Genomic DNA, 19,607 nt, shown 5'->3' with positions numbered 1-19,607 from the left:
ACGGGAGCGGACGGCTGTGAGGAAGAATGGTCCGGGGCCGGCATGGTTCCGAGCGGAAGCCCCGCTTGTGTCGGCGGGCCGTCATTCGCCCGGCCTGTATAACGCCCAAGGAGGCCGAAAACGAAGAAAGCCCCGCATCGGAGCGGGGCTTTCTCGTTTCAGGCGGGGCCGGCGACGGTGTCGCTGGCCGGAGCTTGCCGACTCAGGCGGCGGCGCGCTTGTTCAGCACCTCGACCAGGGTCTTGCCGAGACGGGCCGGGGAGGGGGAGACCACGATGCCGGCCTCTTCCATCGCCGCGATCTTGTCCTCGGCGCCGCCCTTGCCGCCGGAGATGATGGCGCCGGCATGGCCCATGCGGCGGCCGGGAGGGGCGGTGCGGCCGGCGATGAAGCCGACCATCGGCTTCTTGCGGCCGCGCTTGGCCTCGTCCTTGAGGAACTGCGCGGCTTCCTCTTCCGCCGAGCCGCCGATCTCGCCGATCATCACGATCGACTCGGTGGCGTCGTCGGCGAGGAACAGCTCGAGCACGTCGATGAACTCGGTGCCCTTCACCGGATCGCCGCCAATGCCGACCGCGGTGGTCTGGCCGAGGCCTTCCTGCGAGGTCTGGAACACCGCCTCATAGGTCAGCGTGCCAGAGCGCGAGACGATGCCGACATTGCCCTTCTTGAAGATGTTGGCCGGCATGATGCCGATCTTCGATTCGCCGGCGGTGACGATGCCCGGGCAGTTCGGGCCGACGAGGCGCGACTTGGAGCCGTCGAGGGCGCGGCGCACCTTCACCATGTCGAGCACCGGAATGCCCTCGGTGATGCAGACGATCAGCGGGATCTCGGCGGATATGGCCTCGCAGATGGCGTCGGCGGCGCCCGGAGGCGGCACATAGATGACCGAGGCGTCGGCGCCGGTCTTGTCACGCGCCTCGGCGACGGTGTCGAACACCGGCAGGCCGAGATGGGTGGAGCCGCCCTTGCCCGGCGAGGTGCCGCCGACCACCTTCGAGCCATAGGCGATCGCCTGCTCGGAGTGGAAGGTGCCGTTCTTGCCGGTGAAGCCCTGGGTGATGATCTTGGTGTCTTTGGTCAGCAGAACCGACATCACGCAGCCTCCTTCACGGCCTTGACGATCTTCTGGGCGGCGTCGTCGAGATCGTCCGCCGGGATGACGTTCAGCCCGCTCTCGCGGATGATCGCCTTGCCTTCCTCGACATTGGTGCCTTCCAGGCGCACCACCAATGGCACTTCGAGGCCGACCGCCTTCACCGCGGCGAGCACGCCGCGCGCGATGACGTCGCACTTCATGATGCCGCCGAAGATGTTGACGAGAATGCCCTTCACCTGCGGATCGGAGGTGATGATCTTGAACGCCGCCGTCACCTTCTCTTCGGTGGCGCCGCCGCCGACGTCGAGGAAGTTGGCGGGGGATTCGCCGTAGAGCTGGATGATGTCCAGCGTCGCCATGGCGAGGCCGGCGCCGTTGACCATGCAGCCGATGGTGCCGTCGAGGGCGATGTAGGCGAGGTCGTACTTCGACGCCTCGATCTCCTTGGCGTCCTCCTCGCTCTCGTCGCGCAGCGCCAGGATGTCGGCGTGGCGGTAGAGCGAGTTGGAATCGAAGGAGATCTTGGCGTCGAGGCACTTCAGCTCGCCGCCCTTGGTGATCACCAGCGGGTTGATCTCCAGCATCGCCATGTCCTTGGCGACGAAGGCCTTGTAAAGTTTGTCAACCAGCGCGCCGGCCTGCTTGGCGAGGTCGCCGGTCAGCCCCAGCGCCTGGGCGACGGTGCGGCCATGATGCGGCATGACGCCGGTCGCCGGGTCGACGGAGAAGGTGTGGATCTTCTCGGGAGTCGAGTGGGCGACTTCCTCGATGTCCATGCCGCCTTCGGTGGAGACCACGAAGGCGACGCGCGAGGTGGCGCGGTCGACGAGGGCGGAGAGGTAGAACTCCTTGTCGATGTCGGAGCCTTCCTCGATGTAGACGCGATTGACCTGCTTGCCGGTCGGGCCGGTCTGGATGGTCACCAGCGTCTTGCCGAGGATCTGCTTGGCATTGGCGGCAGCCTCAGTGGCGGACTTGACGACGCGCACGCCGCCCTTCTCACCCGCCTCGGCTTCCTTGAACTTGCCCTTGCCGCGGCCGCCCGCATGGATCTGGCTTTTGACGACCCACACCGGGCCGGCGATCTTCGCCGCCGCAGCATCGGCCTCGTCGGCGCTCAGGATGGCGACGCCGCTCGGCACCGGGACCCCGAATTCGCGGAGCACTCCCTTGGCCTGATATTCATGGATGTTCATTAATCCCGCTCCTCCACAACCGGACGGCCGGGAGCGCGGACAAGCGCTCCCGTCGATAGGCGTATCCGTTTTCCCTATTACGCGCTGCCGCGTCCAGACGCTACTGCACGAAAGTGTTGCTGAGGGTTCCGATGCCCTCAATCGTGATTTCCACCGTGTTGGTGGGGTTCTTCATGGTGCCGACGCCGAGCGAGGTGCCGCAGCAGATGACATCGCCGGGGTTGAGCGTCATGTCGTGCGAGATGCGGCTGACCAGCTGGCGGGCCGAGAACACCATGTCGCTGATCGGATAGCGCTGACGCTCGTCGCCATTGAGGATGGTACGCACCACCAGCGTGGCGGGGTCGACATCGGTGGCGACGACGGGGCCGAACGGGCCGAAGCCGTCGAAGCTCTTGGCGCGCACCCACTGGGCGAAGGTGGCGTCCTTGTTGATGATGTCGGCGGCGGTGATGTCGTTGACGCAGGTGTAGCCGAAGATGTGCGCGCCGGCTTCTTCCTCGGAGACGTTGGTCGCGGTCTTGCCGATGACGATGCCGAGCTCGCCCTCATAGACCACCTTGCCGTCATAGCTCGCCGGGCGACGCACTTCCGCGCCCGGCGTGGTGAGGCAGGAGCCGGCCTTGAGCAGATAGAGCGGATCGGCGGGGACGGGGGAATTCAGCTTCGCCGCCAAGGCATGGAAATTGTTCCACAGGGCGATGATCTTGGTCGGAACCGTCGGGGTGAGCAGCTTTACCGAGGACAGCGCGAGGCTCTCCCCGGCCGGCTGCGCGCCATTGAACATGTTGCCGGTGTGGACGGCGATGCTGTCGCCCTCGAGCGTACCGAAGCCGGCGCCGCCCGAGTGCTCGAAACGAACCCAATGTGCCATTTACGCGAAACTCAGCTGTAGCAGCCGGCGATCTGGGCGCGCTGACGCACCAGAGCCAGCACGATGTCGATGGTCGGGGTCGGGATGCCGGCAAGGCGTCCCATTTCCTGCACCACGGTGACGAGCGGGTCGATCTCCATGGCGCGGGACCGCTCCAGGTCCTGCAGCATCGAGGTCTTGTGGGCGCCGACGGCGCCGGCGCCGTCAATGCGGCGCTCGACGCCGACGCGGAAGTTAACCCCCGACTGCACGGCGATCTCCTGCGCTTCCAGCATCATCGACTTGGCGACCGCGCGGGTGCCGGGATCGGAGGCGATGGTGTCGAGGGTCGCGTGGGTGAGGGCGCTGATCGGGTTGAAGCAGAGATTGCCCCACAGCTTCAGCCACAGCTCGTCGCGGATGTTCGGCATCACCGGCGCGCGCAGGCCGCCGGCGGCGAAGGCCTCGGAGAGCTTGGTGACGCGCTCGGTGATCTCGCCCGAGGGCTCGCCGAGCGGGAACTTGTCGCCATAGACGTGCTGGATGACGCCCGGCGCCACCACTTCCGTCGCCGGATAGACGATGCAGCCGATGGCGCGCTCGGGGCGCAGGCCCTTCCACTGCTTGCCGCCGGGGTCGACGCTTTCCAGCGTGGTGCCTTCGAGCTGGTCGCCATGCTTGTAATAGTACCAGTAGGGCACGCCGTTGACGGCGGTGACCACCGCGGTGTCGTTGCCGAGCAGCGGCTGCATGGCATCGACCACGCCGGGGACCGAATGGCCCTTCAGCGCGACGATGACATAGTCCTGCGGGCCGAGATCAGCGGGGTTGTCCGAGCAGGCGATGTGCTCGACACGCTCCTCGCCATCGATGATCAGCTTCAGGCCATTGGCCTTCATGGCTTCGAGATGCGGGCCGCGCGCGACCAGGCTGACGTCGACGCCAGCGCGCTTCAGCTGCACGCCGACATAACCGCCGATGGCGCCGGCACCATAAATGCAGACCTTCATAGGGCTCCCTCCATTGTCCGCGTCGACCCCCGTACATCGCGGACGTCATTATCTGGTATTTTGTATGCCATGATTGGGCACACTACGACTTTCGTCAAGTCTCATTCGGTCACCCGTGCGCAAACGTCGCGCCTGCCGTTACGTCGGCTTATTCGAGGCGAGGGCAAATTTCCCAACAGTGAATCAAGTTAAGCGAGGCGGTGGTGTATTGTCCACCGTGTAAAGCGTTGTAAATCGCAGAACAATTGTCTCGGCATGCTATCAAAAGACTGCCCCGGCAGTGGGGTTCCACTACCGGGGCAGCAATGCTTACTCATCTGACGGTACGGATTCCGATTGGAAAACCGGACCGGGTGATGCGAATGATCAATCACGCATCCGGTGCGACGGTGTGGCCGGCGAGCAGTTCCAGCGCCTTGACCAGCGCCGAGTGATCGAGCGCCGCACCGCCCTGTGCCGCCACCGCGCTGAACAGCTGCTGCGCCACCGCCGTCGCCGGCAGCGCCATCTGCAGCTGGCGCGCACCGTTCAGCGCCAGGTTCAGGTCCTTCTGGTGCAGCTCGATGCGGAAGCCGGGCGCGAAGGTCCGCTTGACGATCCGCTCGCCATGCACTTCCAGGATGCGCGAATTGGCAAACCCGCCCATCAGCGCCTGCCGCACCTTGGCCGGATCCGCCCCTGCCTTGGAGGCGAACAGCAGCGCTTCCGACACCGCGAGAATGTTCAGCGCCACGATGATCTGGTTGGCCACCTTGGTGGTCTGGCCGTCGCCATTGCCGCCGACCAAGGTGATGTTCTTGCCCATCTTCTCGAACAGCGGCTTCACCGTCTCGAAGGCCGCCTCCGGGCCGCCGACCATGATGGTCAGCGACGCCGCCTTGGCGCCGACCTCGCCGCCCGACACCGGGGCGTCGAGATAGTCGCAGCCGAGTTCATTGATCTTCCTGGCGTATTCCTTGGTCTCCACCGGGGCGATCGACGACATGTCGACGACGATCTTGCCCGGGGTCAGCCCGGCGGCGATGCCGCCCTCGCCGAACAGCGCCGCGCCGACATGCGGGGTATCCGGCACCATGGTGATGATGATGTCGGCATTCTTCGCCACCTCGGTGGCGTTGGCGCAGGCGACGCCGCCCTTGCCGGTCAGTTCGGCCGGAACCGGCTTGATGTCGTAGAGATACAGCGTGTGGCCGGCGTCGATCAGGTGTCCGGCCATCGGGTGGCCCATGATCCCAAGACCGACAAATCCTACATTCGCCATGTTATTTTCCTCGCGTCCTAGACTTCGAATGAATGGTGATCAGGCGGCGCCGGTGAGCGCCGAGATCCAGCCGAGGCCGGCCGCCGTGTCGCCCTTCGGCTTGTATTCGCAGCCGACCCAGCCGGCATAGCCGATGGCGTCGAGATGTTTGAACAGGAAGCCGTAATTGATCTCGCCGGTGCCGGGCTCGTTGCGGCCGGGATTGTCGGCAAGCTGGACATGGGCGATCAGCGGCAGGTTAGCCTCGATGGTGCGGGCGAGATCGCCCTCCATGATCTGCATATGATAGATATCGTACTGGATGAAGAGGTTGTCGGAGCCGACCTCCTCGATGATCGCCTTGGCCTGCTTCGTATAGTTCAGGAAGAAGCCGGGGATGTCGCGGGTGTTGATCGGCTCGATCAGCAGCTTCAGCCCGGCTTCCTTGATGCGCGGCGCGGCGTATTTGAGATTGTTCACGAAGGTGTTGTGCAGTAGCTCGCGGTCGGCTCCGGCGGGGACGATGCCGGCGAGGATGTTCACCTGCGGGCAGCCGAGCGCGGTGGCGTAGCTGATCGCCTTGTCGACACCGGCGCGGAACTCGTCGACGCGCTCCGGGAAGATGGCGATGCCGCGCTCGCCGCCGCCCCAATTGCCGGCCGGCAGATTGTGCAGCACCTGGCTGAGATTGTTGGCCTTCAGCTTGGCGACCAGCTCTTCCACCGGGAAATCATAGGGGAAGAGGTATTCGACGCCGGTGAAGCCGGCCGCGGCGGCCTTCTCGAAGCGATCGAGAAACGGCACCTCGTTGAAGAGCATGGTGAGATTGGCGGCAAAACGGGGCATGGACCGCTCCTAGGCAGGGACAGGATTTTTGAGCTCTCCCGGATCGGCCGGGAGCGCCGGATCGATAAGAAAACGTTTTCGTTTCAATCGTTTGACGTGGGGCCGGCTCCGGATGGAAACCGCGCCGACGGCAGGCACTTTGCCGTCACGTCAGGGACGCGCGCAAGAGGTGGAGGCGCGCGGCCCCCACCATGGCGTTACCGGGCGATAAGCGTCCCCGCGCGGAACGCTCACGCGTTTTCCTTGGCGCTCTCCAGCGGCAGGTCGAGCACTTCCTCGAACTCGTTGACGGCGTCGATCTCCATGCCCATGGCGATGTTGGTGACGCGCTCGAGGATGAACTCCATCACCACCGGCACCTGGTGCTCCTTCATCAACGCCTTGGCGCGGGTGAAGGCATCCTTGAACTCGTTGGGCGAGGAGACGCGAACCGCCTTGCAGCCCAGACCTTCCGCCACCGCGACGTGGTCGACGCCGTAACCGGCATTCTCCTCGGCATTGATGTTGTCGAAGGCCAGCGAGACCTCGAAATCCATGTTGAAGCCGCGCTGCGCCTGACGGATCAGGCCCAGATAGGAGTTGTTCACCACCACATGGATGTAGGGCAGCTTGTGCTGGGCGCCGACCGCCAGTTCCTCGATGAGGAACTGGAAGTCGTAGTCGCCCGACAGCGCCACGATCTCGGCATCCGGATCAGCCGCGCGGACACCCAGTGCCGCCGGCAGCGTCCAGCCGAGCGGGCCGGCCTGGCCGCAATTGATCCAGTTGCGCGGCTTATAGACGTGCAGCATCTGCGCGCCGGCGATCTGCGACAGGCCGATGGTGGAGACGTAGCGGGTATCGCGGCCGAACGCCTCGTTCATCTCCTCATAGACGCGCTGCGGCTTGAGCGGCACGTTGTCGAAATGCGTCTTGCGCAGCAAGGTCTTCTTGCGGCCGAGGCACTCATTCGCCCAGGCCGAGCGGTTCTTCAGCTTGCCGGCGGCCTTGTATTCGCGGGCGACCTCGATGAAGAGCTCCAGCGCAGTGCCGGCGTCGGAGACGATGCCGAGATCCGGGCCGAAGACGCGGCCGATCTGGGTCGGCTCGATGTCGACATGGATGAACTTGCGGCCCTTGGTATAGACGTCCACAGAGCCGGTGTGGCGATTGGCCCAGCGGTTGCCGATGCCGAACACGAAGTCCGAGGCCAGCATGTTGGCGTTGCCGTAGCGGTGCGAGGTCTGAAGCCCGCACATGCCGGCCATCAGATCATGGTCGTCGGGAATGGTGCCCCAACCCATCAGGGTCGGGATGACCGGAACGCCGGTGAGCTCGGCGAACTCGACCAGCAGGTCGGAAGCATCCGCATTGATGATGCCGCCGCCGGAGACGATGAGCGGGCGCTCGGCCTCGTTCAGCATCGCAATGGCCTTCTCGGCCTGCTTGCGGGTGAGCTTGGGCTTGTAGACTTCCAGCGGGGCGTAGGTGTCCTCGTCGAATTCGATCTCGGCGAGCTGGACGTCGATCGGCAGATCGATGAGCACCGGGCCCGGACGGCCGGAACGCATGACGTGGAAGGCCTGCTGGAACACCATCGGCACCAGTGCCGGCTCACGCACCATCACCGCCCACTTCGCGACCGGCTTGGCGATGGATTCGATGTCGATCGCCTGGAAGTCTTCCTTGTAGAGCCGCGCGCGCGGCGCCTGGCCGGTGATGCACAGGATCGGGATCGAATCCGCCGCCGCCGAATAGAGGCCGGTGATCATGTCGGTGCCGGCCGGGCCGGAGGTGCCGATGCACACGCCGATATTGCCGGCCTTGGCGCGGGTGTAGCCCTCGGCCATGTGCGAGGCGGCCTCGACGTGGCGCGCCAGGATATGGCGCGTCTTCCCATGGGCGCGCATGGCGGAATAGAGCGGATTGATCGCGGCGCCCGGCACGCCGAAGGCGACGCTGACGCCTTCCTTTTCGAGAACCCGGATAGCAGCATCGACGGCACGCATCTTGGCCATGGCAATTCCTCCTCGCCACCTTCTGGCGACATGACAGACGATCCGCCCGGCGTGGGCATCGCCCCGCCGATGCGGGGCCGGCAGCGCCGCGCCGAGGTGTCGGTTCCTTGGTGTCGGTTCCCTTCCAATCCGCCGCGGGCAATGTTGCGGAGCAGCATTATTCCCGCACTGCGGAATGAATTTCCGAAATCGCGGAAAACATGCCACGGGTCTCCCATTTCCGCAATACGGGATGTATTTCTGATTTGCGAAAAAATCGGAGTTGCGCCTTTATGATAAAGGCGACCCTTTAGGAAGGCGGCTGCCGCCGCGCGGTTGCCTGCGGAGGATGGAAATGAGCGAGGCCGTAACCAGCATTCGACGCCGCGGGCGCCCCTCCTCCTCCGGCGCCACCGAGAGTGGCGGCGAGGTGCAGTCGCTCGATCGCGCGATCTCGTTGCTGGAAGTGCTGGCGCTGTCCGACGGCATGACGCTGAGCGAACTCGCCCGCCGCGCCGAACTGCCGACCTCCACCGTGCATCGCCTGCTCGCCACGCTCGATCGCCGCGGCCTGGTGGGCAACGACCCGGCAACCGGGCAGTGGATGGTCGGGCTCGGCCTGTTCCGCATCGGCTCGGCCTATCTGCGCATCCGCAAGCTGCCGGAAATCTCGCGCATGCTGCTGCGGGAACTGTCCGGCGCCGTCGGCGAAACCGTCAATCTCTCCATGATCGACGGGCCGCATCTGATCTGCGTCGCGCAGGTGGAGAGCCATGCGGCGGTGCGCGCCTTCTTCCGTATCGGTGGGGCGCTGCCGATCCATGCCTCGGGCGGCGGCAAGGCGATTCTCGCGGCGATGAACCCGGAGGCCCGGCGCGCCTGGCTCGGCGGCGACCAGTTGCAGCGCTTCACCGAGCACACCCATGTGAGCCGGCGCGCCTTGCAGGCCGACCTCGCCGATCTCGCCGGGCGCGGCTATTCGATCGACGACGAGGAGCACACGCCGGGCATGCGCTGCGTCGCCGCCGCGGTGCTCGACGAGTGGCGCGAGCCGGTGGGGGCGATCTCGATTTCGGCGCCGACGGTGCGCATGCCGCCCGAGCGCATCGCCGATCTCGGCGCCCGCGTCCGCGATGCCGCGCAGCGGCTGACCCATCGCTATTCTGGGTTGTAGGAATTCGGCGTTTCTTCCAATATTCCGCTTGTCTCGGCAGGCGGTCGGGTTATCGTGCGCTACAACCATTAGGTGGGGCGCGCGATATATATGCAACTTTTAAGGGTTCGTCGGCCTGCCGTGTTCGATGCGGTGCCGGAATGGCGGATGGGACTGCATCTGGCGGTCGGTGCCGATGAGCGGGCCTATCTGGTGATCGGCGGCGAGGTTGCGGTCGCCGTCGAGGAGATCGGCACCCCCATCGAGCCGGTCGAGCGGGTGGCGTATCTCACATCCTCCTGGCTGCGGCCGGACTGCCCGCGCCGCGAGGAGCTGTTCGAGGAGTGGCTCGACTATCTCTGGCCGACGCCGGAACTGAGGCCGGTCGGCGGCGCCGAGCCGGGCGTGCTGGGTAGCGAGGCCGGCCTGCGCGTGGCGACGCCCACCGAATCGGGCGCGACGAACCGCCTCGCCACCGCACCGGCCGATGGCGGACAATTGCCGTTCGCCACCCGCAGCCAGGCCGGCACCGTCGTCTATCGCTGGGAACCGTTCCCGGTCAGCCGGCGCTGCCGGGCCGGCGGCTCGGAGATCGCCGCCGCGAGCTTTGCCGCACCGGAGCAGGAGCGGCCGTTCATGCCCAGCGGCTTCGCTGCCGCCAGCCGGCTGGCACTGCCTTCGCTGCTGCCGGCCTGTTTCCTCTATGCGCTCGAACCGGCGGCGGGCACGGCGATCGAATGTGGAACGGCGGGGCCGATGTCGGATGGCGGGGTGAGAATGCGCTTCCCCCATGCCACACCGACTCGGGCGAGGATCGCCGCGCCAGCGGTGCTGCCGCCGCTGTAAGGGCAATCTGAGTGACCGCGATCAATGCGGCCGCGCCGGTGTCGAGGACCGTGCCAAGAGTGCGGCGGTTGCTTGCCTTGAGCGGGGCTCGACCGGATGCGGTGCCGTCGGCGCGTGCCGTGATCTGCGACCAGGAACCGCGAAAAAAATGGCCGGCGCACCCGCTCTCCGGATGCGCCGGCTCAGTCGCCTAGGAGGAACCGAACGTCGGGTGGCTGTGCGCACCGGACGGATTGTCCGGCTGGAACAGACGCCAGAGCGCTCCGCTCCGGGAGGCTCGCGGGCGGCGCAACGCCTCGAGGCGCGCGCCGCCGATCTTCAAATGGCCGTGGCGGCAACCGCCGCCGGCCGGTGTTCCGATCAGACCGCCTTGGCGTCGTGCAGGGCGGAAATCTCTTCCTGCGAGTAGCCGAGGTCGGCGAGCACTTCATTGGTGTGCTGGCCGAGCAGCGGCGAGGCGGTGATGCTGACCTCGACGTCCGAGAACTTGATCGGCGAGCCGACGGTCAGATACTTGCCGAGCTTCGGGTGATCGACCTCGACCACGGTGCCGCTCTTGCGCAGCGACGGGTCGTTGGCGATCTCCTTCATCGACAGCACCGGCGCGCAGGGAATGTCGAACTTGCGCAGGATGTCGATGGCTTCGAACTTGGTCTTGTCCGAGAGCCAGTTCTCGATGAAGGCGAAGATGTCGAAGATCTTGTCCTGGCGGGCTTCGGCGGTGTTGTAGGCCGGATCGTCGATCCACTCCGGCTTGTTCAACGCCTTGCAGATCGGCGCCCAGGCATGGCCCTGTACGGTGAAGTAGATGTAGGCGTTCGGGTCGGTCTCCCAACCCTTGCACTTCAGCACCCAGCCCGGCTGGCCGCCGCCGCCGGCATTGCCGCCGCGCGGAACCACGTCCGAGAACTCGCCGTGCGGGTACTGCGGATACTCTTCCAGATAGCCGAGGGCGTCGAGGCGCTGCTGGTCGCGCAGCTTCACGCGGCAGAGGTTGAGCACCGAATCCTGCATCGACACGGCGACCTTCTGGCCCTTGCCGGTCTTGATCTTCTGGTGCAGCGCCGTGAGGATGCCGATGGCGAGATGCATGCCGGTGTTCGAGTCACCGAGCGCGGCGGCCGACACGGTCGGGGGACCGTCCCAGAAGCCGGTGGTGGAGGCGGCGCCGCCAGCGCACTGCGCGACGTTCTCGTACACCTTCAGATCTTCATAGGCGTGGCCTTCCGAGAAGCCCTTCACCGAGGCGAGGATCATGCCCGGGTTGAGCTCCTGGATGTGCTGCCAGGTGAAGCCCATGCGATCGAGCGCGCCGGGGCCGAAATTCTCGACCATGACGTCCGACTCTTTGATGAGCTTGGTCAGCACTTCCTTGCCCTGCTGGGTCTTGGTGTCCAGGGTCAGGGAGCGCTTGTTGGAGTTCAGCATGGTGAAGTACAGCGCATCGGCGTCCTTCACATGGCGAAGCTGGCTGCGCGTGACGTCGCCCGCACCGGGGCGCTCAACCTTGATCACGTCGGCGCCGAACCAGGCGAGAAGCTGGGTGCAGGCGGGACCCGCCTGGACGTGGGTGAAATCGATGATCTTTATACCTTCAAGCGGCTTAGACATCGTTGTCGACTTCCCTTCATTCGGTTTCGTTCGGCACGACGGCTCTCCCGAGCGTGCCGTAGAACTAAGCTCCTACCCGCGCAGGTATCAGGAGCCTCCGTCTCCCCGTCTCCGCCGGCGAACCGGCGGAATACGTCCCAGGTGGTGTTCGACATCGGAAGTACGGACATCCGACCGTTCACGACTTCTTCTGCCACCTCAGGTCTAGCGGCGCGGAGCCGGGGAGCTCCGCGCAAATCCGTCTGCGCCTATTCGGCGGCCTGCCGCACCGGCTCGCCCACCGCGCCCGATGCCTTGACGGCGTCGATGCGGTCGATGCCGAAACCGAGCACCTGCGCCAGGATTTCTTCGGTGTGTTCGCCAAGCAGCGGCGAGCGCTCCACCGGCACGTCGTTGTCCGACAGCTTGATCGGGTTGCCGACGGTCAGATAGGCGCCACGCGTCGGGTGATCGACCTCCACCAGCGTACCGGTCTCGTAGAGCGACCGGTCCTCGGCGATCTCCTTCATGGAGAGCACCGGGCCGCAGGGAATGTCGTATTTATTGAGGATCTCCATCGCCTCGAACTTGGTGTGGGCCATGGTCCACGCTTCGACGCGGGTGAAGATCTCGTTGAGATGCGGCAGGCGGGCGGCCGGCGTCGCATAGTTGGGATCGGTCTTCCACTCGGGCTCGTGGATGACATCGCAGATCTTGGCCCAGACCGGCGCCTGGGTGATGAAATAGATATAGGCGTTGGGATCGGTCTCCCAACCCTTGCAGCGCAGGATGCGGCCCGGCTGGCCGCCGCCGGAATCATTGCCCGCGCGCGGCACCGCGTCGCCGAAGGGAATGCCCTCGCCGAACTGGCTGTATTCGCGCAGCGGGCCACGCTCGAGGCGCTGCTGGTCGCGCAGCTTGACGCGGCACAGGTTCAGCACCGAATCCTGCATGGCGCACAGCACCTTCTGGCCGCGGCCGGTCAGGGTGCGCTGGTAGAGCGCGGTGACGATGCCGAGGGCGAGATGCAGCCCGGTGCCGGAATCGCCGATCTGCGCTGCGGTGACCAGCGGCAGGCCGTCGCGGAAGCCGGTGGTGGAGGCGGAGCCGCCGGTGCACTGGGCGACGTTCTCATAGACCTTGCAGTCTTCGAACGGGCCGGGGCCGAAGCCCTTCACCGAGGCGAGGATGATGCGCGGGTTGAGCTCCTGGATGCGCTCCCAGGTGAAGCCCATGCGGTCGAGCGCGCCGGGGGCGAAATTCTCGACCATGACGTCGCAGATCTTCACCAGTTCCTCGAGGATCTTCTTGCCCTCGGGATTCTTGGTGTCGAGCGTGATCGACCGCTTGTTCGAGTTCAGCATGGTGAAATAGAGGCTGTCCGCGTTCGGGACATCGCGGAGCTGCGCCCGCGTGACATCGCCCTCGCCGGGGCGTTCCACCTTGATCACGTCGGCGCCGAACCAGGCCAGGAGCTGGGTGCAGGTCGGGCCGGACTGAACATGGGTGAAATCTAGGATACGGACTCCGTCCAGCGCCTTGCTCATGGGGTTTCCTCTCGAAAGTGTGGTGCCCGACGTTTGCGCCGGTGCGCTTCATTTCGTTAAAGGGCGGGCGGAGATGTCTCCGCCCGCCAATGTCGGATCAGCTCTTCTTCTTGACGACGCTCTGCGGATTGAGGCTGCCGATATTGCCGCTCTCGCTGCCGGCCGCCGGGTCGATGACCGCGTTGATGAGGGTCGGGCGACCGGAGTTCATCGCCTCGTCGACGAAGCGCTTCAACTCGTCCGGGGTGGTGGCGTTGTAGCCGACGCCCCCGAAGGCCTCCATCATCTTGTCGTAGCGCGAGCCCTTGACGAAGACGGTGGTGCCGGGATCGCGGCCGGTCGGGTCGGTGTCGAGGCCGCGATAGATGCCGTTATTGTTGAACACCACGATGCAGACCGGCAGCTCGTAGCGGCAGATGGTTTCGACTTCCATGCCGGAGAAGCCGAAGGCGCTGTCGCCCTCGACCGCCAGCACCGGCTTGCCGGTCTCCACCGCCGCGCCGACGGCGAAGCCCATGCCGATGCCCATCACGCCCCAGGTGCCGACGTCCAGGCGCTTGCGCGGCTGGTACATGTCGATGACGCCACGGGCGAGGTCGAGGGTGTTGGCGCCCTCATTGACCAGGATCGCGTCGGGACGCTCCTTGATCACCTGCTTCAGCGCGCCGAGCGCCGAGTGGAAGTCCATCGGGGTGGAGTTCTTGAGCAGGCGCTGCGACATCTTGGCGATGTTCACTTCCTTGCGCGCCTTGATCTCGCCGATCCACGCATCGGAAGGAGCCGTCCAGCCGGCCTTCACGCCGTCGAGCAGGGCGGAAACCACCGAGCCGATATCGCCGACCAGCGGGGCGACGATCTCGACGTTGGAGTCCATTTCCTTCGGCTCGATGTCGACCTGGATGAACTTCTTGGGCGCATCGCCCCAGGTCTTGCCCTTGCCGTGCGACAGCAGCCAGTTGAGGCGGGCGCCGACGAGCAGGACGACGTCCGAATCCTTCAGCACCGTCGAACGGGCGGCGCCGGCCGACAGCGGATGGGTATCGGGCAGCAGGCCCTTGGCCATCGACATCGGCAGGAAGGGAATGCCGGAGGTCTCGATGAACTCGCGGATGGTCTCGTCGGCCTGGGCATAGGCGGCGCCCTTGCCGAGGATGATCAGCGGCTTCTTCGCCGACTTCAGTACCTCGAGGGCGCGCTCGACCGCGGACGGGGCGGGCAGCTGGTCGGGAGCGGCGTCGATGACCTTCACCAGCGACTTGGCGCCCTTCTCGGCATCGACCACCTGCGAGAACAGCTTGGCCGGCAGATCGAGATAGACGCCGCCGGGACGGCCGGACACCGCCGCGCGGATGGCGCGGGCGACACCGATGCCGATATCCTCGGCGTGCAGCACGCGGAAGGCGGCCTTGCAGAGCGGCTTGGCGATGGCGAGCTGGTCCATCTCCTCATAGTCGCCCTGCTGCAGGTCGACGATCTCGCGCTCGGACGAGCCGGAGATGAGGATCATCGGGAAGCAGTTGGTCGTCGCGTTGGCGAGAGCGGTCAAGCCGTTCAGGAAGCCGGGCGCCGAGACGGTGAGGCAGATGCCGGGCTTCTTGGTGAGGAAGCCGGCGATGGCGGCGGCGTTACCGGCGTTCTGCTCGTGGCGGAACGAGATCACCCGGATGCCCTCGGCCTGCGCCATGCGGCCAAGGTCGGTAATCGGAATGCCCGGCACGCCATAAATGGTCTCGATGCCGTTCAGTTTGAGAGCATCGATAACGAGATGGAAGCCATCCGTCAGCTCCACCTCGGCCTCGATGGCCGAATTCGTGTCAATAACCTGTGCTACTGCGGACATCTTGCTTCCTCCCGGAATCTTGTCTGCGCCGTTTTTGAAGATCATCACCAGAACGTCGGACCCATCGGACCCGGAGCCAGGCAGGGGGCGAGGGAATATTGCCGACGGATCGCGCCACCCCGGCGGCGGTCTCTCGGCTGGCGATCGACGGCCGGCATAAAGGCCGACACGCCTGCCGCGCATATTCCATCTCTACCCATGCCTTCACGTCCCGAGTCGTCTGGCCCCGTCGGCAAACCGCGCCGTGCGGGTCCGCCGCTCTAGTCAAGGTTCACGTGGCTCTCGACATGCCTCGCCAGCCGGAGCGTGTGGTCACGGACCAAACGCTCGGCGCGGTCTGCGTCCCGCGCCTCGATTGCCTGGATGATCTCGAGATGGTCGGAGGCGGAACGCTGCGCCCGGTCCATCTCGAAGATCGTGCGGTGGCGGATGGCCCGAACATGGAAGAACAGGTTGTCCGTCATCGCTGCGAGAAGTGAGGAGCCGCTCAGCCGGATCAGCGCCTGGTGGAACGCGATATTCGCGGTCGAATATTCGTCACACCGCTCGCGCTCGATCCGGTTGAAATCGAACTCCTTGAAAAAGGCCCTCAATTCGGCGATCGCCTCGTCGCTTGCGCGAGAAGTCGCGAGGCGAGCCGCCATGCTTTCCAGTGCCGCCCAGGCCTCGATCATCTCGATCATCTCGGCCTTGGTGCGGCGAACAACCAAAATACCCCGTCTCGGCACGGCCTTGAGCAGGCCTTCCTGCTCAAGCATCGCCACGGCCTCGCGAATCGGCGTGCGGCTCGCGCCAAGGCGCTCTGAAATGTCTCGCTCATCGAGCAGCAGCGGCTCGTCCGAGCCGTAGATATTCATGTTGGTGATGGCTTCCTTCAGAGCGGCATAAGCCCTGCTCTTGAAGCTCTCCTTCGCCGGCAGGCGCTCAATGGCCAGGCCATTGTCACCGCTCTGCCACCTCTTGTTCAAAGCCGCTTTCGTACTCACGAGAAAATCCTCATCGGGCCGAGCCCGCCGGGGATTTCTTCGAAATTTGGCATACCAAATACCAGCATGTCAATCGGCGATCCCGTACCCGCGGAGACCGCGGCGCTTCTCGTCCCACATCGATTATCGTTGATGGATCAGCCTTCTATGAGGCCTTGGCATCCTGCGTTCCATCGTTGCGTATGCAATATACCACGGCGAAGGGCGTATGGCGAGAGCGCCTGAACACTTTGCCACGCACGGGGGCAAAATGTTCGCCGGCGGGCCAAGGGCTCATACGCCGCCGCGCCCGGCACGCAGGGGTCGAGACAGCATGGATTGCAGGAGAAAGACGGGCCGGGTGGCGCCGGCCGGGACTCTCAGGCCAGGAATTTGCCGTGCTTTTCCACATGGGCGGCGAGGCCGAGCGTGTGCTCGCGCACCAGCCGCTCGGCGAGGTCGGCGTCGCGGGCGACGAGCGCGGCGATGATCGCCCGGTGCTCCTGCAGCGAGCGTTCGGCGCGATTCTCCTGCCGCATCGACACCGCACGGATGCCGCGGATGTGAATGAACAGGTTCTCGGTCATCTCGCCGATCATCTCGCAGCCCGACAGCCGGATGATGGTCTGGTGGAAGCGGATATTGGCGTCGGAATATTCCGTGACGTGGTCGGCCGGCGCCTCGGCGTCGAAATCGTGGAACATCTCCCGCAGCTCGGCGAGGTCGCGGTCATTGGCGCGGGTGGCGGCGAGGCGGGCGGCCATGCTCTCCAGCGCCGCCCAGACGATGATCATGTCGATGATCTCGCGCTTCGACTTGCGCACCACGAAGATGCCGCGCCGCGGCACCGAGCGGACGAAGCCTTCCTGCTCCAATACGGTGAGCGCTTCGCGGATCGGCGTGCGGCTGACCCCGAGGTCCTGCGACAACTGCCGCTCGTCGAGCCGGATCTCGTTGTCCTGCCCGTACAGGTCCATCTCGGTGATCGCCTTCTTGATGGCGTCATAGGCAAGGGCGCGCAGGCTAGTATTGGCGGCGAGGGGCGCGATGTTGAGGCGAGCTTGAGTATCGGCGGCGTCCACGGCTGTTCCCTCGTCTACGATTATGCCGCCGTTCCTGGCGGAACGGAGCGCCGGCGGCGGCGAGGCCATCGGCACGCGCGCGAATCCTCCAGAAACACCGGTCACGCTGGATCATCGTATACCACAGACCACGGATGCAATCCTCACCTTCGCCGCCGGTGCGGCCGCTGCTGCCGGCGGTGTTCGCCAGCCGGGCGCGCATCGAGGCGTATTTCATTTCAAGTTGACGTTAAGTAATTACGCTGGGGAATGTTACGTTGCGTCATTACCCAGAGAAATTTTTACGCATTTCTGGTATGCAAAATTTTGCATATTAAAAAATCCGTAGTATACATGCTTCCGATCCGGAAGGTCAGGCGGCGCCTGGCACCCTGACGATACGGAAGCAATCAAAAGCAATACGACGTTCAGTCGAGTTATTACGTTTGGAAACGTTCGAGGAAGCCATGACAACTCCCGTTACGTCATCTGTGAATAAGACGCGCTGGCTGCAGCTGGTGTTCGGCGTGATCTGCATGTGCATGATCGCCAACATGCAGTACGGCTGGACGTTCTTCGTGAACCCGATCCAGGAGCGTCACGGCTGGGATCGCGCGGCGATTCAGGTCGCGTTCTCCATCTTCATCGTCACCGAGACCTGGCTGGTGCCGGTCGAGGGCTGGTTCGTCGACAAGTACGGCCCGCGCATCGTGGTGCTGTTCGGCGGCATCATGTGCGGCCTCGCCTGGATTCTGAACGCCTATGCGGACACGCTGACCATGCTCTACATCGGCGCGGCGGTTGGCGGCATTGGCGCCGGCGCGGTTTACGGCACCTGCGTCGGCAACTCGCTGAAGTGGTTCCCGGATCGCCGCGGCCTTGCAGCCGGCATCACCGCCGCCGGCTTCGGCGCCGGCTCGGCGCTGACCGTGATTCCGATCCAGAACATGATCAAGAATCAGGGCTACGAGGCGGCGTTCCTCTATTTCGGCATCGGCCAGGGCATCGTCATCACCGTGCTCGCCCTGTTCCTGATCGCGCCAAAGAAGGAGCAGATCGCTGCCTTCGCGGTGAACGTCGCCTCCAAGGTCGCCCAGAGCGCCCGCGACTTCTCTCCCAAGGAGATGCTCACCACCCCGCTGTTCTGGGTGATGTACGCGATGTTCGTCATGATGGCCGCCGGCGGCCTGATGGCCACCGCACAGCTCGGCCCGATCGCCAAGGATTTCGGCATCGCGGACATCCCGGTTAGCCTGATCGGAATCACCCTGCCTGCGCTCACCTTCGCCGCCGCCATCGACCGCGTGCTGAACGGCCTGACCCGTCCGTTCTTCGGCTGGGTGTCGGATCATATCGGCCGCGAGAACACCATGTTCCTCGCTTTTGCCATCGAGGGTGTCGGCATCTACGCGCTGAGCGTGTTCGGCTCCAATCCGGTGCTGTTCGTGATCCTGACCGGCCTCGTTTTCTTCGCCTGGGGTGAGATCTACTCGCTGTTCCCGGCGATGTGCGGCGATGCCTTCGGTACCAAGTTCGCCACCACCAATGCCGGCCTGCTCTACACTGCCAAGGGCACCGCGGCGCTGATCGTCCCGTTCACCAGCATCCTGACCACCATGACGGGCAGCTGGCACGCGGTGTTCGTTTCGGCCGCCGCGCTCAACATCATCGCCGCCATCATGGCGCTGCTGATCCTGAAGCCGCTGCGCCGCGCCCATGCCGAGCGCGCCAAGCACGCCAAGCTGAATGCCATCGCCGCCGAGTGACCGGCAGCCACCGATTTTTCGGTTCTTTCGAGGGCGCACCGCGAGGTGCGCCCTTTTTGTTTGTGCTGATGAATGCGCTTTTTGCGAATGATTCCAAGTTTACCTCAGGAGAGGTTCCGGTTGATTTGAGCCTTATATCGCCGGATTGTCGGGATGTGTGACGTTGCGTTTCAGTTTAGACTTTCGTGTAATTAAGTTAAAATGACCTAAAGTGTTTGATAATTATTTTATGTATACTTAAATATGATTAAGTTTAATTGTCAGTATATAAAATTAATTGTCTGTATCATTCTTTAAATTTATAAATATATCTCAGGTGTAGCGAAATTTAGACGTGCGACATAAGTGTGAAAAGGCGATTGGCATACATAATATTGTGGATTAGGATGCGTCCTTAACGGGTCGGATCCGATACCTTGCGTAAGACGCGGCGAGAGCCTCTCGCGGCCATTGCGTCAGGGCGAGGAGGCCGCCACCCGAAAAGGCCAATCCGCACATGAGGCGGTCGCCGTGGGAGATGGAAACGTCACCCGCGGCCAAGCAGAAAAGCTGGCGCCCGTTGTCAAACGGAGCGACCGCAAAGCCGGTCAACGGCGAGTTCATTCGGGAGAGGAGA

16 protein-coding genes are annotated in these 19,607 nt (G+C 64.5%); 4 read left to right on the top strand and 12 right to left on the bottom strand.

Annotated elements, in window-relative coordinates; genetic code table 11:
• Positions 1-202: 202 nt before the first annotated feature.
• The 7 genes from sucD to gcl all read right to left on the bottom strand — a co-directional run bounded on the left by sucD (position 203) and on the right by gcl (position 8,244).
• The gene (gene sucD / locus KHC24_RS08810) at positions 203-1,099 is read right to left on the bottom strand and encodes a succinate--CoA ligase subunit alpha (protein ID WP_213362738.1); all 897 of its coding nucleotides are present in this window, start codon (positions 1,097-1,099) and stop codon (positions 203-205) included.
• Positions 1,099-2,298: an ADP-forming succinate--CoA ligase subunit beta gene (gene sucC, locus KHC24_RS08805; protein ID WP_213362736.1), complete on the bottom strand. Its 1,200-nt coding sequence runs from the start codon at positions 2,296-2,298 to the stop codon at positions 1,099-1,101. The genes sucD and sucC overlap by 1 nt, the downstream gene beginning before the upstream one ends.
• Before the next feature lie 100 nt (positions 2,299-2,398).
• Positions 2,399-3,172 carry a fumarylacetoacetate hydrolase family protein gene (locus KHC24_RS08800; RefSeq protein ID WP_213362734.1) on the bottom strand — a complete coding sequence of 258 codons (774 nt, stop codon included), beginning with the start codon at positions 3,170-3,172 and terminating at the stop codon, positions 2,399-2,401.
• A gap of 11 nt (positions 3,173-3,183) precedes the next feature.
• Entirely contained in the window at positions 3,184-4,161 is a 978-nt protein-coding gene (locus KHC24_RS08795) for a 2-dehydropantoate 2-reductase (protein WP_213362732.1), read from the bottom strand.
• 370 nt (positions 4,162-4,531) lie between these two features.
• Positions 4,532-5,422, bottom strand: a complete 891-nt coding sequence (locus KHC24_RS08790) for a 2-hydroxy-3-oxopropionate reductase (protein ID WP_213362723.1) — start codon at positions 5,420-5,422, stop codon at positions 4,532-4,534.
• A gap of 39 nt (positions 5,423-5,461) precedes the next feature.
• Positions 5,462-6,247 (bottom strand): hydroxypyruvate isomerase, encoded by a 786-nt coding sequence (gene hyi, locus KHC24_RS08785; RefSeq protein ID WP_213362710.1) that lies wholly within the window; start codon positions 6,245-6,247, stop codon positions 5,462-5,464.
• Between the two features lie 230 nt (positions 6,248-6,477).
• A complete protein-coding gene (gene gcl, locus KHC24_RS08780; RefSeq protein WP_213362702.1) occupies positions 6,478-8,244 on the bottom strand; it encodes a glyoxylate carboligase in 1,767 nt (588 codons plus the stop codon).
• Positions 8,245-8,578: 334 nt separating this feature from the next.
• Here gcl and KHC24_RS08775 point away from each other — a divergent pair, with 334 nt between their 5' ends.
• Entirely contained in the window at positions 8,579-9,397 is an 819-nt protein-coding gene (locus tag KHC24_RS08775) for an IclR family transcriptional regulator (RefSeq protein ID WP_213362687.1), read from the top strand.
• A 147-nt stretch (positions 9,398-9,544) separates the two neighbouring features.
• Positions 9,545-10,222, top strand: coding sequence for a hypothetical protein (locus tag KHC24_RS08770; RefSeq protein ID WP_213362673.1), 678 nt, complete (start codon positions 9,545-9,547; stop codon positions 10,220-10,222).
• 360 nt (positions 10,223-10,582) lie between these two features.
• Here the strand turns inward: KHC24_RS08770 and frc (KHC24_RS08765) are convergent, their stop codons facing one another.
• From frc (KHC24_RS08765) to KHC24_RS08745, 5 genes are all read right to left on the bottom strand, one after another.
• Entirely contained in the window at positions 10,583-11,833 is a 1,251-nt protein-coding gene (gene frc, locus KHC24_RS08765; RefSeq protein WP_213362666.1) for a formyl-CoA transferase, read from the bottom strand.
• A gap of 248 nt (positions 11,834-12,081) precedes the next feature.
• On the bottom strand, positions 12,082-13,359 hold the full coding sequence (frc, locus tag KHC24_RS08760; protein WP_213362658.1) for a formyl-CoA transferase: 1,278 nt from the start codon (positions 13,357-13,359) through the stop codon (positions 12,082-12,084).
• 97 nt (positions 13,360-13,456) lie between these two features.
• Positions 13,457-15,199 carry an oxalyl-CoA decarboxylase gene (gene oxc / locus KHC24_RS08755; RefSeq protein ID WP_213362646.1) on the bottom strand — a complete coding sequence of 581 codons (1,743 nt, stop codon included), beginning with the start codon at positions 15,197-15,199 and terminating at the stop codon, positions 13,457-13,459.
• Between the two features lie 260 nt (positions 15,200-15,459).
• A complete protein-coding gene (locus KHC24_RS08750; protein ID WP_213362632.1) occupies positions 15,460-16,185 on the bottom strand; it encodes a GntR family transcriptional regulator in 726 nt (241 codons plus the stop codon).
• A 359-nt stretch (positions 16,186-16,544) separates the two neighbouring features.
• On the bottom strand, positions 16,545-17,246 hold the full coding sequence (locus KHC24_RS08745; protein ID WP_213362625.1) for a GntR family transcriptional regulator: 702 nt from the start codon (positions 17,244-17,246) through the stop codon (positions 16,545-16,547).
• Between the two features lie 22 nt (positions 17,247-17,268).
• On the opposite strand from KHC24_RS08745, the gene KHC24_RS08740 reads away from it, so the two are divergent.
• Both KHC24_RS08740 and oxlT read left to right on the top strand, forming a co-directional pair.
• Positions 17,269-17,574, top strand: a complete 306-nt coding sequence (locus KHC24_RS08740; RefSeq protein WP_213362623.1) for a hypothetical protein — start codon at positions 17,269-17,271, stop codon at positions 17,572-17,574.
• Between the two features lie 118 nt (positions 17,575-17,692).
• Positions 17,693-18,991 (top strand): oxalate/formate MFS antiporter, encoded by a 1,299-nt coding sequence (gene oxlT / locus KHC24_RS08735; RefSeq protein ID WP_213362621.1) that lies wholly within the window; start codon positions 17,693-17,695, stop codon positions 18,989-18,991.
• Positions 18,992-19,607: the final 616 nt, after the last annotated feature.

This window comes from Ancylobacter defluvii, assembly GCF_018390605.1.
GTDB lineage: Bacteria > Pseudomonadota > Alphaproteobacteria > Rhizobiales > Xanthobacteraceae > Ancylobacter > Ancylobacter defluvii.
This window is presented reverse-complemented; position numbering and strand designations above follow the sequence as displayed.